General features: G+C 69.5%; 16 protein-coding genes. 8 read left to right on the top strand and 8 right to left on the bottom strand.

The features are described 5' to 3' along the window. The first annotated feature begins 31 nt into the window (after window positions 1-31). Complete coding sequence (gene typA / locus ACOKR1_RS14970) at window positions 32-1,957, top strand: translational GTPase TypA (RefSeq protein ID WP_422933785.1); 1,926 nt, start codon at window positions 32-34, stop codon at window positions 1,955-1,957. A 199-nt stretch (window positions 1,958-2,156) separates the two neighbouring features. On the opposite strand, the gene ACOKR1_RS14965 is transcribed toward typA, so the two are convergent. Continuing rightward, a complete protein-coding gene (locus tag ACOKR1_RS14965) occupies window positions 2,157-2,648 on the bottom strand; it encodes a helix-turn-helix domain-containing protein (RefSeq protein ID WP_422933784.1) in 492 nt (163 codons plus the stop codon). Window positions 2,649-2,706: 58 nt separating this feature from the next. Between ACOKR1_RS14965 and ACOKR1_RS14960 the strand changes: the two genes are divergently transcribed. After that, the gene (locus tag ACOKR1_RS14960; RefSeq protein WP_422933783.1) at window positions 2,707-3,981 is read left to right on the top strand and encodes an MFS transporter; all 1,275 of its coding nucleotides are present in this window, start codon (window positions 2,707-2,709) and stop codon (window positions 3,979-3,981) included. A 3-nt stretch (window positions 3,982-3,984) separates the two neighbouring features. Here ACOKR1_RS14960 and ACOKR1_RS14955 read toward each other — a convergent pair whose 3' ends face one another. Both ACOKR1_RS14955 and ACOKR1_RS14950 read right to left on the bottom strand, forming a co-directional pair. Beyond that, window positions 3,985-4,527, bottom strand: a complete 543-nt coding sequence (locus ACOKR1_RS14955; protein ID WP_422933782.1) for a hypothetical protein — start codon at window positions 4,525-4,527, stop codon at window positions 3,985-3,987. A 174-nt stretch (window positions 4,528-4,701) separates the two neighbouring features. Continuing rightward, window positions 4,702-4,974, bottom strand: coding sequence for a hypothetical protein (locus tag ACOKR1_RS14950; RefSeq protein ID WP_422933781.1), 273 nt, complete (start codon window positions 4,972-4,974; stop codon window positions 4,702-4,704). Between the two features lie 208 nt (window positions 4,975-5,182). On the opposite strand from ACOKR1_RS14950, the gene fdxA reads away from it, so the two are divergent. From fdxA to ACOKR1_RS14935, 3 genes are all read left to right on the top strand, one after another. Further along, window positions 5,183-5,506 carry a ferredoxin gene (gene fdxA / locus ACOKR1_RS14945; RefSeq protein WP_307965278.1) on the top strand — a complete coding sequence of 108 codons (324 nt, stop codon included), beginning with the start codon at window positions 5,183-5,185 and terminating at the stop codon, window positions 5,504-5,506. A gap of 74 nt (window positions 5,507-5,580) precedes the next feature. Further along, on the top strand, window positions 5,581-6,699 hold the full coding sequence (gene dapC, locus ACOKR1_RS14940; RefSeq protein WP_422936659.1) for a succinyldiaminopimelate transaminase: 1,119 nt from the start codon (window positions 5,581-5,583) through the stop codon (window positions 6,697-6,699). A gap of 126 nt (window positions 6,700-6,825) precedes the next feature. Further along, window positions 6,826-8,109 carry a citrate synthase gene (locus ACOKR1_RS14935; protein ID WP_422933780.1) on the top strand — a complete coding sequence of 428 codons (1,284 nt, stop codon included), beginning with the start codon at window positions 6,826-6,828 and terminating at the stop codon, window positions 8,107-8,109. A gap of 71 nt (window positions 8,110-8,180) precedes the next feature. Here the strand turns inward: ACOKR1_RS14935 and galE are convergent, their stop codons facing one another. Then, window positions 8,181-9,197 (bottom strand): UDP-glucose 4-epimerase GalE, encoded by a 1,017-nt coding sequence (gene galE, locus ACOKR1_RS14930; RefSeq protein ID WP_422933779.1) that lies wholly within the window; start codon window positions 9,195-9,197, stop codon window positions 8,181-8,183. A 122-nt stretch (window positions 9,198-9,319) separates the two neighbouring features. On the opposite strand from galE, the gene ACOKR1_RS14925 reads away from it, so the two are divergent. After that, window positions 9,320-9,892: a TetR/AcrR family transcriptional regulator gene (locus ACOKR1_RS14925; RefSeq protein WP_422933778.1), complete on the top strand. Its 573-nt coding sequence runs from the start codon at window positions 9,320-9,322 to the stop codon at window positions 9,890-9,892. A gap of 61 nt (window positions 9,893-9,953) precedes the next feature. Further along, window positions 9,954-10,565, top strand: coding sequence for a hypothetical protein (locus ACOKR1_RS14920; RefSeq protein WP_422933777.1), 612 nt, complete (start codon window positions 9,954-9,956; stop codon window positions 10,563-10,565). An 18-nt stretch (window positions 10,566-10,583) separates the two neighbouring features. On the opposite strand, the gene ACOKR1_RS14915 is transcribed toward ACOKR1_RS14920, so the two are convergent. Both ACOKR1_RS14915 and dapD read right to left on the bottom strand, forming a co-directional pair. Beyond that, window positions 10,584-11,435 (bottom strand): hypothetical protein, encoded by an 852-nt coding sequence (locus ACOKR1_RS14915; RefSeq protein ID WP_422933776.1) that lies wholly within the window; start codon window positions 11,433-11,435, stop codon window positions 10,584-10,586. 81 nt (window positions 11,436-11,516) lie between these two features. After that, window positions 11,517-12,536, bottom strand: a complete 1,020-nt coding sequence (dapD, locus tag ACOKR1_RS14910) for a 2,3,4,5-tetrahydropyridine-2,6-dicarboxylate N-succinyltransferase (protein WP_422933775.1) — start codon at window positions 12,534-12,536, stop codon at window positions 11,517-11,519. 58 nt (window positions 12,537-12,594) lie between these two features. Between dapD and dapE the strand changes: the two genes are divergently transcribed. Further along, complete coding sequence (gene dapE, locus ACOKR1_RS14905) at window positions 12,595-13,728, top strand: succinyl-diaminopimelate desuccinylase (RefSeq protein WP_422933774.1); 1,134 nt, start codon at window positions 12,595-12,597, stop codon at window positions 13,726-13,728. 66 nt (window positions 13,729-13,794) lie between these two features. Here the strand turns inward: dapE and ACOKR1_RS14900 are convergent, their stop codons facing one another. Together ACOKR1_RS14900 and ACOKR1_RS14895 are read right to left on the bottom strand one after the other, a co-directional pair. Continuing rightward, window positions 13,795-14,670 (bottom strand): amino acid ABC transporter permease, encoded by an 876-nt coding sequence (locus ACOKR1_RS14900; protein WP_422933773.1) that lies wholly within the window; start codon window positions 14,668-14,670, stop codon window positions 13,795-13,797. Then, the gene (locus ACOKR1_RS14895) at window positions 14,667-15,314 is read right to left on the bottom strand and encodes an amino acid ABC transporter permease (RefSeq protein WP_422933772.1); all 648 of its coding nucleotides are present in this window, start codon (window positions 15,312-15,314) and stop codon (window positions 14,667-14,669) included. The genes ACOKR1_RS14900 and ACOKR1_RS14895 overlap by 4 nt, the downstream gene beginning before the upstream one ends. Window positions 15,315-15,349: the final 35 nt, after the last annotated feature.

Here is a 15,349-nt window from a genome sequence, read left to right as displayed (position 1 = left end):
GCCGCGACCCACCGAATCGAGCCCGAAGCGAATGACTGAAACTGTGTCCACCGCGTCCCGTACCGACCTCCGCAACGTTGCCATCGTGGCGCACGTCGACCATGGCAAGACGACCCTCGTCGACGCGATGCTCAAGCAGACCAACTCGTTCGCCTCGCACGGCGAGGTCGAGGAACGGGTCATGGATTCCGGCGACCTCGAACGCGAGAAGGGCATCACGATCCTCGCCAAGAACACGACCGTCCAGTACGGCGGTCCTGCGGCGGCTGAGGTCGGCGAGCCGAATGGCATCCTCATCAACGTCATCGACACCCCGGGCCACGCCGACTTCGGCGGCGAGGTCGAGCGCGGACTCTCGATGGTCGACGGCGTCGTGCTCCTCGTCGACGCCTCCGAAGGTCCGCTCCCGCAGACCCGCTTCGTGCTCCGCAAGGCCCTCGCCTCGCACAAGCCCGTGATCCTCGTGGTCAACAAGACCGACCGCCCGGACGCGCGCATCGACGAGGTGGTCCACGAGACCATGGACCTCCTCCTGGGCCTCGCCTCGGACCTCGCGGACGAGGTTCCCGACCTCGACCTCGACAAGGTCCTCGACGTCCCGGTCGTGTACGCCGCGGCCCGCGCCGGCGCGTCCTCGCTCGAGCAGCCCGCGGACGGCACCGTCCCCGCGAACGAGAACCTCGAGCCGCTCTTCGAGACGATCATCAAGCACATCCCCGCGCCGACGTACGATCCCGAGGGCGTCCTGCAGGCGCACGTGACGAACCTTGACGCGTCGCCGTTCCTCGGCCGCCTCGCGCTCCTGCGCATCTACAACGGCACGCTGCGCAAGGGCCAGCAGGTCGCGTGGGCCCGCCACGACGGGACGCTCAAGACCGTCAAGATCACCGAGCTCCTCGCCACGAAGGCGCTCGAGCGCGTGCCCGCCGAGTCGGCAGGCCCGGGCGAGATCGTCGCCGTCGCCGGCATCGAGGACATCACGATCGGCGAGACGCTCACGGACCTCGAGAACCCGCAGCCGCTCCCGCTCATCACGGTCGACGATCCGGCCATCTCCATGACCATCGGCATCAACACGTCCCCGCTCGCCGGCCGGGTCAAGGGCGCCAAGGTCACGGCCCGCCAGGTCAAGGACCGCCTCGACAAGGAGCTCATCGGCAACGTCTCGATCCGCGTCCTGCCGACCGAGCGCCCCGACGCGTGGGAGGTCCAGGGCCGTGGCGAGCTCGCGCTGGCCATCCTCGTCGAGCAGATGCGCCGCGAGGGCTTCGAGCTCACGGTCGGCAAGCCCCAGGTGGTCACGAAGCGGGTCGACGGACACGTGCACGAGCCCATGGAGCACATGACGATCGACGTCCCCGAGGAGTACCTCGGCGCCGTGACGCAGCTCCTCGCGGCGCGCAAGGGCCGCATGACCAACATGGCGAACCACGGCACGGGCTGGGTCCGCATGGAGTTCATCGTCCCGTCCCGCGGCCTGATCGGCTTCCGCACGAAGTTCCTCACGGACACGCGCGGCGCCGGCATCGCGTCGTCGATCTCCGAGGGCTACGAGCCCTGGGCCGGCGAGATTGAGTACCGCACGAACGGCTCGCTCGTGGCCGACCGCGCGGGCGTCGCGACCCCGTTCGCGATGATCAACCTCCAGGAGCGCGGCACGTTCTTCGTCCAGCCCACGGCCGAGGTGTACGAGGGCATGATCGTCGGCGAGAACTCGCGTGCGGATGACATGGATGTGAACATCACCAAGGAGAAGAAGCTCACCAACATGCGCTCCTCCACGGCGGACAACTTCGAGGGCCTCACGCCGCCGCGCACGCTCACGCTCGAGGAGTCCCTCGAGTTCGCGCGCGAGGACGAGTGCGTCGAGATCACGCCCGAGGACATCCGCATCCGCAAGGTGATCCTCGACGCCAACGAGCGCCTCAAGGCGAGCCGGTCGCGCGCCCGCTCCTGAGTCTCTAGGCCGTCCTTGCGCCGGCGAGCCCAAGCGGACGACGGCGGGTGCCCACCCGCCGTCGTCCGCTGTTCGTTGCGCCGTCAGATCCGCAGGGTCCGGCCGTTGCGCCGTCACTTCCGCGGGGTGCGCACCCAGCGTAGGTGACGGCGCAAGCTCAAGGCGCGGCGGAGCACCCAGCGTAGGTGACGGCGCAAGCTCAGTCCGCGGTCGGATCCGCGTGGTGGGCGATCATGAGCGAGGTCGCGCGCCCGTCCGGATCGCTCGGCAGCTCGGCATACTCGTCGACGATCGCGCGCAGCTTCGCGAGCATCGCCTGACGGTGCTCCTGATTGAGCTTGAGGCCGAGGCGCCAGACCTCGATGTCCTCGGGCGGGAGTGCCGCCGTCTCCTGGACGAACGTCTCGATGAGGATGGGACCCACGTCGTCGACGTGCTGCCCCCACGAGCGGCGGGTTGCCAGGTAGGGGACCTCGCGCGCCCCCCGCCGGCCTCGCCGTTCGGCCTGTGGCTCGAGGAAGCCGGTCGCGACGAGCGTCCTCACGTGGTGGAGCGTGGACGCCGGGTTGAGCCCGAGGAGGTCCGCGATCTCCTTGTTGGTGCGTGCGTTGTGAAGGCACAGGCGCAGGATGCGCAGCCGCAGGGGAGAGCTGAGCGCGCGGCCCTTCGCGGCGTCGTCGGACGTGGACATGGATCCACTCTACCCGCCAGTGATTGACACTTCTCAATCACTGTCTCAGACTGGCCGGGTGGCACTTCCTTCCGTCGAGCGCGGCGCGGCGACCCCGCTTGTGCGGCGCCCCTCGTTCCTCGCGTTCTGGGCAGGGCAGGGCGTGAGCCAGATGGGCGTGCAGCTTGGCCAGCTCGCGCTCCCCGTCCTCGCGGTGAACCTGCTCGGCGCGGGGGAGATGGACCTCGGGGTGCTGAATGCAGCGTCCATGGCGGCGTTCCTCGTCGTCGGGCTGCCTGCAGGAGCGTGGGTGGACCGCTGGCTCAAGCGGCGTACGATGATCCGCGCTGACCTCGTGCGCATGGCGGCCATGTTTGCTGTCCCGCTCCTGTGGTGGTTGGGCGAGCTTCGGATGTGGCACCTCTTCGCCGTCGCGGCGGTGGTCGGCGTGGCCACGGTGTTCTTCGACGTCGCGTACCAGAGCTACATCCCGCTGCTCGTGGAGCGCGAGCTCGTCGCGGACGCGAACGGCAAGCTCGAAGCCACGGCACAGGTCTCGCGGCTCGGTGGGCCGGCGCTCGGCGGATTCCTGCTCACGCTCGTGAGCGCGCCGGTGCTCTTCGCGGGCGAGGCGGGCGGCTACCTGGTCTCGGCGCTGTGCCTCACGCGGGTCCGCGACACCGAGACGAAGCCCGAGCGGGTCGAGGGAAGCAACCTGCTGCATGAAATCCGCGACGGCGCCGGCTTCGTGGTGCGGCATCCGCTCATCCGCCGCGTCGTGGCGAGCACCGCGGTCGCGAACCTCTTCTCGTCCATCACGTACGTGCTCATGCCGCTCGTGATCCTGCGCGAGCTCGGCTTCGGGCCCGCGGGGCTCGGCACGATGCTCTCGATCGGCTCCGTGGGCGGCATCATCGGCGCGCTCGTGACTCCGCGCCTCGCCGCGCGCATCGGCGAAGGCCCGCTCCTCCCGCTCGGGCTCACCGTGGGCGCGCTCTCCGTGGTCCTCTTCCCGCTCGCGCTCGCGGCCGGGCAGGGGCCGCCCGCCCTCGTGCTGCTCAGCGCGGGCGAATTCTTCATGAGCTTCGGCGTCATCGTCTACAACGTCATGCAGGTGAGCATGCGGCAGCGCGTGTGCCCGCCCCGACTTCTCGGGCGGATGAACGCCTCGATCCGGTGCGTCGTGTGGGGGGTCATGCCGATCGGGAGCCTCCTGGGCGGCTGGCTCGGCGAACGGATCGGGCTGGCCCCGACGCTCTGGGTCGGTGTGGCGGGTGCGGCGCTCTCCTGCGTGCCGGTGGCAACCGGCCCGTTCCTCCGCCTCCGGAGGCTCCCCGACGCGGAGGGTGAGTGAGGCTTACCCGGCTGCGGCCGGCTGCTCGCGCGACGTCCCGTCGAAGACGGTCCACGAGCCGGGGACGCGGTTCGTGACGCCGTGCTCGACGTCGCTCACGAGCAGCTCGGACCACGAAGCCCGAACCAGACGGATCTCGGTTCCTGGATCCGCCGGGATGAGTCCGAGGATGAGCGAGAGCGAGGGGGCGCCGAGCGTCAGACTCGCGGCGGCCCGGCCCGTGCGGTCAGCGCTCAACTGGCATTCGGCGGTCTGCACGGTCCAGAGCGTCTGACGGCCGCGCTGGAGGACGCCGTCGGCGGTGCGGGCCACGAGCTCGAGGACCGCGCCGAACCGGGCCCCGGCGTGGATGGCCGTCGCGCCGGCCCGCCCGAGGAAGTCTTCAGTGGCCTCGACGAGCAGTCCGCGCTCCACGACCGATGCGGCGAGGGCGGAGAAGCGGGGGACACGGTGGCGATGATCCTGAGGGAAGATCTCGCGGACCGTGTAAGAGGGGGTGTGGGTGGGGGCTGGGCTCCAGGCTGCGAGCCGATCTCGGATGGACATGGCTGTGCTCTGCTTCTGACGTTGGGGTCGTTGCCTGCCTCCCAGCAGCAGCACGCGGGGCGCCCGAAGGCTTCCGCTGCCCGGCACGCGGGGCACAGCGGCCCCAGGTGCCAATAAATCATCTTGATGGATAAATCTTAGATCGCGTGATGTTCGTCACACAAGGGGAGTGGACTACGAGTTCTCTGACGGCGTGTGACGACGGGCGGGCGGCGGTGGGACCGGCTTGGCCGCGACGACGGCGTCGAGGCGGACTGTCGCGTCTCCGCGCCGCGTGCGAATGGTCGCCTCGGAATCAGTGAGCCGAACGAGCTCCCCGAGGGCGTCCGAGAGCCCGCCCTCGATGCGGTAACGCACGACGACGCGCGTCCCCACCGCGAGCGAGGCGAGGATGTCCGCGGGGTTGGCTCCGCGAACGGGCCGGGCTGGGCGGTCTGGTGTCGGCACGCGTCCATCGTAGGGGAGCGAAGGGCGGGGTGAGCGGGCGGGCGAGCGGTGGGATGCTACGCCGTGTGACGGAATGGCCTGCTATGCGACGCGCCCAGCCAGGCCGTGTGGATTGGCGTGTGCGCTCGGAGCGATAATAGGCTCGTCCGGCCGGGAAGACTGACCGGCGGACGGGTCCATCAGCGAAAGTTCGTCAGAAGGTGCAGCAGTGACATACGTGATCGCGCAGCCATGCGTGGATGTGAAGGACAAGGCCTGCGTCGAGGAGTGCCCGGTCGACTGCATCTACGAAGGCGAGCGATCCCTCTACATCCACCCGGACGAATGCGTCGACTGCGGCGCGTGCGAGCCGGTGTGCCCCGTCGAGGCCATCTACTACGAGGATGACGTCCCGGACGAGTGGGCCGACTACTACAAGGCCAACGTCGAGTTCTTCGACGACCTCGGCTCGCCTGGCGGTGCGGCCAAGCTGGGCAACACGGGCAAGGACCACCCGCTCGTGTCCGCCCTGCCGCCGCAGAACCAAGACTGAGCGTGCAGAGCGGCAGCGGCGCGGCTGATTCCCGCGAGTCCTGGGCCGGCCTCGACACCGAGCGCGCGTTCGGACTGGATCTTCCGGACTACCCGTGGGAGTCCATGGCTCCGTACGTTGAGACGGCGCGGCGCCACCGCGACGGGGCCGTCAACCTCTCGATCGGGACCCCCGTCGACCCGACGCCCGAGCTGGTCCAGGACGCGCTCCGCGCTGCCGCCGACGCCCCGGGCTATCCGACCGTCCACGGCACCCCCGGAGTCCGGCAGGCCGTCGTCGACTGGTTCTCCCGCCGGCGCGGCGTCGAGGGCCTCGATGAGCAGGCCGTCATGCCGACCATCGGCTCGAAGGAACTCGTGGCCTGGCTGCCGTTCCTCCTCGGCCTCGGGCCGGGCGACGTCGTGGTCCGCCCGCGCGTCGCCTACCCCACCTACGACATCGGCGCGCGCCTCGCGGGCGCTTCTGCGGTCGCCGCGGACAGCCTCGAGGAGCTCGACGGGGCGACCCGCGCGCGCGTCCGCCTCGTGTGGCTCAACTCGCCCGCGAACCCGACAGGGGCCGTGCGGGACGCGGACCAGCTGCGCGCCGTCGTCGACGACGCCCGCGGCCTTGGCGCCGTCGTCGCCTCCGACGAGTGCTACGCCGAGCTCGGCTGGGGGGAATGGGATGTCCAGCGCGGCGGCGAGCCCGTGCCCTCGGTGCTCGATCCCCGCGTGAGCGGGGGCGACTTCACGCGGCTTCTGAGCGTCTACTCGCTCAGCAAGCAGTCCAACCTCGCCGGCTACCGCGCAGCCTTCGTGGCGGGCGCGCCAGAGCTCATGCCCAATCTCGTCAACAGCCGCAAGCATGCGGGCATGATCATGCCGTACCCCGTGCAGGAGGCCATGCGCGTGGCCCTCGGCGACGACGCGCACGTCGAGGCGCAGAAGGACCGCTACCGGGGGCGCCGAGAGCGGCTCGTGCCGGCGCTCGAGGCGTTCGGCCTCCGCATCAGCCACTCCGAGGCCGGGCTCTACCTGTGGTGCACCGCGGGCGAGGACACGTGGGCAACGATCGGTCGTCTCGCGGAGCGTGGGATCGTCGCGGGGCCTGGCGTGTTCTACGGCGACGACGGCGAGGGCTTCGTCCGCGTGGCGCTCACCGGCACCGACGAGCGGGTGGACGCCGCCGTCGAGCGTCTCACGCAGTCCTAGCGCGCCCGCCCCGCCGCGCGCTTTCATGTCGTGCGCGATCGGCGGGACGGGGAGCACCGATTCGTCGGGCGTGCGCCCTCGGGAGTAGTTTTGGACTGTTGCGAGCATACCCATGTAAGGGGAACCATGACTGAGAAGAACGGTGCCACCCTGCGCCATGAAGGCGGGGAGTTGACCCTCCCCCGTATCGCCGCGGTCGAAGGCAACGACGGCTACGACGTGTCGAAGCTTCTGAAGGAGACGGGGGCGGTCACGTTCGACCCCGGCTTCATGAACACGGCGGCGACCACCTCATCCATCACCTTTATCGACGGCGACGAGGGCATCCTCCGCTACCGTGGCTACCCCATCGAGCAGTTGGCACAGCACTCGAGCTTCCTCGAGGTTTCCTACCTCCTCATCTACGGCAACCTGCCGACGCCCACGCAGCTTGAGGAGTTCGACCAGAAGATCCGTCGCCACACGCTGCTGCACGAGGAGCTCAAGAGCTTCTTCGCGGGCTTCCCGCGGGACGCCCACCCCATGCCGGTCCTGTCCTCGGCGGTGTCGGCGCTGTCGACGTTCTACCAGGATTCGCTGGACCCGTTCAACGAAGAGCAGGTGGAGCTGTCCACGATCCGCCTCATGGCGAAGCTCCCGGTCATTGCGGCCTACGCGCACAAGAAGTCGATCGGCCAGGCGCTCCTGTACCCGGACAACTCCATGAACCTCGTGGAGAACTTCCTGCGGCTGTGCTTCGGACTTCCGGCCGAGCCGTACGAGCTCGACCCGCTCGTCGTGAAGGCGCTCGACCTGCTCCTCGTGCTCCACGCGGACCACGAGCAGAACTGTTCGACCTCTACCGTGCGCCTCGTGGGCTCGGCCAACGCGAACATGTTCGCGTCCGTGTCCGCGGGCATCAACGCGCTGTTCGGGCCGCTCCACGGCGGCGCGAACGAGGCCGTCCTCAACATGCTCCGTCGGATCCAGGCCGATGGCATCAAGCCCGAGGACTACATGGAGAAGGTCAAGAACAAGGAGGACGGCGTCCGACTCATGGGCTTCGGGCACCGCGTCTACAAGAACTACGACCCACGCGCCAAGATCATCAAGGCCACCGCGCACGAGATCCTCGGCAAGCTCGGCGGCAACGACGAGCTCCTCGACATCGCTATGCGGCTCGAGGAGAAGGCCCTCGCGGACGACTACTTCATCCAGCGCAGGCTCTATCCGAACGTGGACTTCTACACGGGCCTCATCTACAAGGCGATGGGCTTCCCCGAGAAGATGTTCACGGTGCTCTTCGCGATCGGCCGCCTTCCCGGTTGGATCGCCCAGTGGCGCGAGATGATCAAGGATCCGCAGACCAAGATCGGCCGCCCGCGGCAGCTCTACATCGGCGAGCCGGAGCGAGACTACCCGGTCCGCTAGCCCACCGCAGAGAGTCAGACGGCCGGCGCCTTCCGCATGGAAGGCGCCGGCCGTCGTCGTCGGGGAGACGGTTAGGCGGTCGCGTAGCCCATGGGGTTGTTCTTCTGCCAGCGCCAGTGGTCCTCGCACATCTGTGCTACGGTCCTGGTCGTCGACCAGCCGAGATCCGCCAGCGCAGACGAGGGGTCGGCCCAGAAGGCGGGCAGATCGCCGGCGCGTCGGGCAACGATCTCAAACGGGATGGGCGAGCCGACGGCGGCTTCGAACGCGCGGAGCATTTCGAGCACGGACGTGCCCCGGCCCGAGCCGAGGTTCCACCGGTACACGCCAGCGTGGCCCTCGAGGTAGCGCAGCGCGGCGGCGTGGCCCTCGGCGAGGTCGACGACGTGAATGAAGTCGCGCTGGCAGGTACCGTCAGGCGTCTCGTAGTCGCCGCCGAAGACCATGAGCTTTTCGCGCCGGCCCACCGCGACCTGGGCGATGAACGGCACGAGGTTGTTCGGGATGCCCTGCGGGTCCTCGCCGATGCGGCCCGACGGGTGCGCCCCGACAGGGTTGAAGTAGCGCAGCAGTGCGATATGCCAGCGTTCGTCCGAGGCGCCGAGGTCGGCCAGGATGTCCTCGATCTGCTCCTTGGTGCGCCCGTAGGGGTTCATGGCGCCGATCTCCATCTTCTCGACGTACGGGTACGGGTTGTGCTCCCCGTAGACCGTCGCGGAGGAGGAGAAGACGATCGTGCGGACGTCGTGGCGGTTCATCGAGCGCAGGAGCGCGATCGTCCCCGCCACGTTGTTGTAGTAGTAGTCCAGCGGGATGCTCACGGACTCGCCTACGGCCTTGAGGCCAGCGAAGTGGATCACGGCCTCGGGGGAGTGCGCGTCGAAGACGGCGTCGAGGGCGGCCTCGTCGGTGATGTCCGCCTGGACGAACGCGGCCTCCCGGCCGGCGAGTTCGGCCACGCGACGCAACGCCTCCTCGCTCGAATTCGCCAGGTTGTCCACGACCACGACGTCATGCCCCGCCTCGAGGAGCGTCAGGACAGTGTGGGAGCCGATGTAGCCGGTGCCGCCGGTCACAAGGATACGCATGGGTCCATCCTACGGGCGGGGCCCGGTTGGTCTGTGCTCTCCAGGGCGCCGCGACACCTGAACGCGACGCAGCACGGCCGTGCTGTCAAAGCGATACCGCAATGCTGTGCTAGACAGGGTAGGTGCCCAGATTCGTCGACGCGGCCGAGCGCCGTCGTGAGATCGTCGAGGCCGTCAAGCGGATCGTGGCCGCGGACGGCCTTGCGCGAGTGTCCCTGCGCGAGGTGGCGGCGGAGGCCGGACTCGTTGTCGGCTCCGTGCGCCACTACTTCGAGACCGCGGAGGAGCTCAGGGTCTACGCGTTCACTGCGGTTGCCGAAGCCGTAGCCGAGCGCGTCGAGGCTGCGGATGGCGTCGTAGCGCAACTGTGCCAACTCCTCCCGCTCGACGAGGAGCGCGCCGTCGACCTCTGCGTCTTCATGGCCTTCCGCCTCGCCGCACGCACCGACCCGGCCCTCGTCCCCGTCGCGGACGCCACGCACGGGCGCATCGCGTCCGCCGTCGGGCGCTCGGTGCTGGAGGCGATGCCGGACGCGGACAGGGACCAGCTGGTCGCCGAGGCGGAGCGGCTGCTCGCGACCGCGGACGGTCTCTCGCTGCACGCCCTCGTGCACGGACGGTGGCTCGACGCGGAGCTGTGCGTCGCCGTCGTCCGCGCGCAGGCCGCGACGCTCGGGCGGGGCTCGATTCTGTAAGCCGGAATACACTGGGAATGCGGACTGGCGCCACACGCGAACGTACGCGAGGAGTCAAACCATGCACCAGACAGATGGGCCCGGGTGGCGCATCACTGTGGACACCTCTGGCCCGATGCTGCTTGCGCTCTATCTCAAGGACAATGCCGGACTGGTCGGGGCCGGGCTTCCGCCGCTCGCACCAGCGCACCCCAAGATCAGAGAATCGGACCATCACCAGCTCACGCAGCACGTGGGCGGCCTCGGCGCCCTACGCCGCGAGTGGGAGGTCTGGTGGTCTCGGCTCATCGAGAACCATCCCGAGATGGTCCCGGAGGCGTCACCGCCCGATTTTGAGGGGTTCAGCGAGGCCCCCGCGCTCCAGCGCTCACTCCAGGCACATTTCGGCGCCGCGATCACGTGGGCGCGTGAGCGGCGTGCGGACTACGAGCGGCTCGAGGCCCAGCGCGAGGCCCGCGGAGACACGCGCGTGTTCCAGGAGATCGTCGCCGAGCGCCAGCTCGAGGTCGGGCCGGCCGCGAAGGATTTCACCCTCACCATCATCGAGCTGCCGCTCGCCGAGGAGCGCGCGTGGCTCGTCAACGCGGACAAGGTCATCATGAGCCAATCGCTCATGGACGATCCGGAGGTGCTCCGGAGCTACCTCACCCCAGTGCTGGAGATGATCATCTAGAGGCGCCGGGCGCCGAGCCTACGGCGCGGGCGCGAGCGTGATGACGACGACGCCGGGCTGGGTCTGCGCGTCCGTCCAGCCCTTGTTGCCCTCCCGCACCCACGCCTGACCATCGACGTCGACGCGCGCCACGGCGAGCCCCTTCGCGTTCGCGACGGCCCACTGTGCGACCGACCACGCGAGTGCGCTGTCCGCGCGCACGGTGACGGTCTGGCCCGCGGCGACGCTCGCGGGCGTGGCGCCGTAGGACTGGGTGAGGGCGGCCCGAAACGCGATGGGGTCGCCAGCCGAGTCCGGCTTGCGCAGCGCGCAGTCGAGGGACGCGTGCGAGTTCCCCGTGAGCGCGGACGCATAGGCCCGGCCCAGGTCCTCGTGCTGCGAGTAGGCCTCGGGGTACGCGGAGCGCTGCACCTTCTGCGCGGCCTCGGTGACGGTGAGGGTCTCGTAGCCGGGGATCTTGACGAGTGCGTCGTAGAAAGCGTTCGTCGCGTAGACCGGGTCCATGAGCTGATCCTCGGTGCCCCAGCCCTGCGACGGCCGCTGCTGGAAGAGGCCGCGCGAATCCGGCCCCGCGTGGTCGCCGTAGTTGATGTTGCGGAGCTTGGCCTCCTGCATCGACGTCGCGATCGCGATCGTCGCGGCACGGGCCGGGAGCCCGCGGCGTACCGCGACCGCCGTGATGAGCGACGCGTTCGCCGCCTGATCCGTCGCGAGACTCTGCTTGTTCCCGTTGGCGATCGCCGTGCATCCCTCGACCACCGGCGCATCGGTCCGGTTGAGCACCGCCGAGGCGATGTACACCCCGACGCCCGCGAGCACGAGGGCCACGAGGACGGTGAGCGTGCGCCGCACGGTGCGGGCCTTGGCCATCCGGGAGCTCCTAGCTGCTCGCGCCGGGGTCCGGGACAGGCCCGGCGCGGCGTCGGGGATCGTTGAGTCGGGTCCGAAGGGTCAGTTGGCGTGGAGCGCCTCGTTGAGGGCCACGGTCTGGCCGTTGCGCGGGAGCGCCTCGACCTGGCCGGTCGTCGAGTTGCGGCGGAACAGGAGATTCGGCTGGCCCGAGAGCTCGGAGGCCTTGACGACCTTCTCGGCGTTCTCGCCGAACGCGTCCTTGAAGCCGCTGATGCGCACGCGGGTGCCGGCCGTCACGTAGAGGCCCGCCTCGACCACGGAATCGTCGCCGATCGAGATGCCGACGCCGGAGTTCGCGCCGAGGAGCACGCGCTCCCCGAGCGTGATGCGCTCCTTGCCGCCGCCGGAGAGCGTGCCCATGATCGAGGCCCCGCCGCCCACGTCCGAGCCGTCGCCCACGACGACGCCAGCCGAGATGCGGCCCTCGACCATCGACGTGCCGAGCGTGCCGGCGTTGTAGTTCACGAAGCCCTCGTGCATCACGGTCGTGCCCTCCGCGAGGTGCGCGCCGAGGCGCACCCGGTCGGCGTCGGCGATGCGCACGCCCGACGGGATGACGTAATCCACCATGCGGGGGAACTTGTCGACGCCGTACACGGTCACAGGCCCGCGGGGGCGCAGCCGCGCGCGGGTGGACTCGAAGCCGTCAGGGAGGCACGGGCCGAAGTTCGTCCACACGACGTTCGGGAGCTTGCCGAAGATCCCGTCGAGGTTGATCGTGTTCGGCTTCACAAGGCGGTGCGAGAGCAGGTGGAGGCGCAGGTACACATCCGCGGTGTCCGCGGGCGGCTGGTCGAGGTCGATCTGGACGAACACGACCTTGAGCTGCGTGCCGCGCTCCGCGTCGTCGCCCGCCTGGGCCGCCGCGACGAGCTCGGCCGGGGCCGCGTCCACGACGGCGTCGTCGCTGAGGTGCTCGGCCGCCGTGCCGAGCGCGGGCGCGGGGTACCAGACGTCGAGCACCGTCGCGTTCCCGGCTCCGTCGGCACCGGACGCGACAGCGATCGTGGCGAGGCCGAAGCCGTGGGCAGAGCGGGGTGCGGCGGGCGATTCAGTCATGGGGCAAGTCTATCGAGCGGCCCCGCCCCGAGCCGAAACGCCGGTCACTCCCGGGACTATGCTTGCTGGGGTGACTTCCGTGACCCTCGAACTGACCCAGGACGTGGCCCTTCTCACCGCCGAGCTCCTCGACATCCCGAGCGTCTCGGGCACGGAGAACGCCATCGCGAACGCCGTCGAGTCTTCCCTCCGGGCCCTGCCGGGTCTCGCGGTCTTCCGCGACGGCGACTCCGTCGTGGCCCGCTCGGAGCTGGGCCTCGCCGAACGCGTGATCCTCGCCGGCCACCTCGACACGGTCCCGCTGCCCGCTGCGGAGGGCGCGCGCGGCACGGTGCCGTCGTCGTGGGATGGCGCGCCGGGCGAGGGCACGCTGTGGGGTCGCGGCGCCACCGATATGAAGGGCGGCGTCGCCGTCCAGCTTGTGCTCGCCGCCGCGCTGTTCGCCCCCACGGACGACGGCGCCCCGCGCCCCACGCGGGACGTCACCTTCGTGTTCTATGACCACGAGGAGGTCGAGGCCGCCAAGAGCGGCCTGGGCCGACTCGCGCTCACGAGCCCCGAACTCCTTGCGGGCGACTTCGCGATCCTGCTCGAGCCGACGCACGGCACGGTCGAGGGCGGCTGCAACGGCACGCTCCGCGTCGAGGCGACGACGGCGGGGGAGGCGGCGCACTCCGCGCGCGCCTGGATGGGGAAGAACGCGATCCACGCCGCCGCCCCGATCCTGTCCCGACTCGCGGCCTACGAGCCGGCCACGGTCGAGGTGGACGGGCTCGCGTACCGCGAGAGCCTCAACGCCGTGAAGATCCAGGGCGGCACGGCTGGCAACGTCATCCCGGATCGCTGCACGGTCGAGATCAACTATCGCTTTGCTCCCGACAAGACCCTCGACGAGGCCGAGGCCCACGTCCGCGCCCTGCTGAGGGGATTCGACGTCGTGCGCACGGATGGTGCGCAGGGAGCGCGCCCCGGTCTCAACCACCCCGCCGCGGCGGCCTTCGTCGCCGTCGTCGGCCAGGAGCCCAAGCCCAAGTACGGCTGGACCGACGTGGCCCGCTTCAGCGCTCTCGGGGTGCCGGCCGTGAACTTCGGTCCCGGCGATCCGCTCCTCGCCCACAAGGACGACGAGCGCGTGGCCGCCGAGGACGTCCGCGCGTGCTTCCGCGCGCTGCACGCCTGGCTCACTGCTTAAGTGCTAGGGGTCACGTCCCGCGGGTAACCCACGGGACGTGACCCCTGAACGTTTTCCCGGTCAGTCTCAGATGGTATTTGCCGCGCCTTGCGCCGCGCTGAGCGCCGGCGCTCCCCGCTTGGGGCCGGCCACACGCTGGCTTCTCCGAAGCTGGCGCTCCGCGAGCTTCGCGAGGCCGGACAGGATGAGGCACATCCCGACGTACAGCACGCCCGCGACAATCGCGGACGGCACGATCGGCGTCCCGTACTGGACCTGCGAGCCGAAGAACTTGGCCTGGAACAGGATCTCGTTGTACGTCACGATGAACCCGAGCGCGGTGTCCTTGAGCGTCACGACGAGCTGCGAGATGATCACGGGCAGCATCGAGCGGACCGCCTGCGGGAGCAGGATGCTGGCCATGACCTGCGATTTCCGCAGGCCGATCGCCATGCCGGCCTCGCGCTGACCCTTCGGGAGCGCCTCGATCCCGGCGCGGAAGACCTCGGCGAGCACCGAGCCGTTGTAGAGGACCAGTGCGATCACCACTGCCGTGTACGGCGGCCACTTGACGCCGAGCGCCGGCGGGAGACCGTAGTACAGCAGCATCATGAGGATCAGCACCGGGACCGCCCGGAAGAGCTCAGTGAACCAGTGGAACGGGGTCGAGACCCACGGCCGGTCCGAGAGGCGCCCGACAGCCAGGAACAGGCCGAGCGCGAGGCTGCCCACGGCCGCGACGCCGAAGGCCGAGAGCGTGGCGCCGGTCGCATCGAGGAGCGTCTGCTGGACGCGCGCGAAGGTGAAGATCTGCCACTTCGCGGCGCTGAACTGGCCCGTCTCGGCGAAGCGCCACAGGACGAACCCGATGATCGCCGCGATGACGACGAAGGAGACCAGGCCGAAGAGGCGGTGCCGCGCGCGGGCCTTCGCGCCTGGTGCGTCATAGAGGACCGAGCTCATCGGGCCACCTTCCACTTCTTCTCGAAGTAGCGCTGGAGCTGCGCGAGGATGAGGACGAGGACCACGAAGAAGAACGCGACCCACAGCAGGACGATAAGCGCAGGTTCGCCGCGCTCGGCGAGGTAGGCACGGATCGCGCCGGCCTCGGTGACCGAGAAGCCCGCCGCGACCGTCGTGTTCTTCAGGAGCGCGATGAGCACGCTGAAGAGCGGCGGGAGCACGGAGCGGAATGCCTGGGGGAGGACGATGAGCGTGAGGGTCTGGGTGAACGGTAGCCCGATCGCGCGCGCGGCCTCGGCCTGCCCCACGGGGACCGTGTTGATGCCCGCCCGCAGGACCTCGGCGACGTAGGTGGCGGTGTAGATGCTGAGGGCCACGATGGCGGAGACGGTGAAGTCGATCTCCGGGAGCCCGAGCTTGGGGTAGCCGAACGCGAAGAAGAACATCACGAGGGTCAGTGGCGTGTTGCGGACCACGTTCACGTAGACAGTCCCTGACGCGCGAAGTGCCGGAATCGGCGAGACTCGCATGGCGCCAACGACGGTGCCGAGGATGAGTGCAAAAAACCCGGAGACAAGGAACAGGATGATGGTGTTCTTGAACCCAAGGGTGAAGATGTCCAGATTGTTGAGGAGCGTGCTCACTTCAGCCTTCTCTTTCGAGGTGAAAGCACGGTGGG

It is taken from the genome of Sinomonas sp. P47F7 (assembly GCF_049332655.1).
Taxonomy (GTDB): Bacteria; Actinomycetota; Actinomycetes; order Actinomycetales; family Micrococcaceae; genus Sinomonas.
Note: the sequence above shows the minus strand (reverse complement) of the source record. Positions and strands in the feature narration are given on the sequence as shown.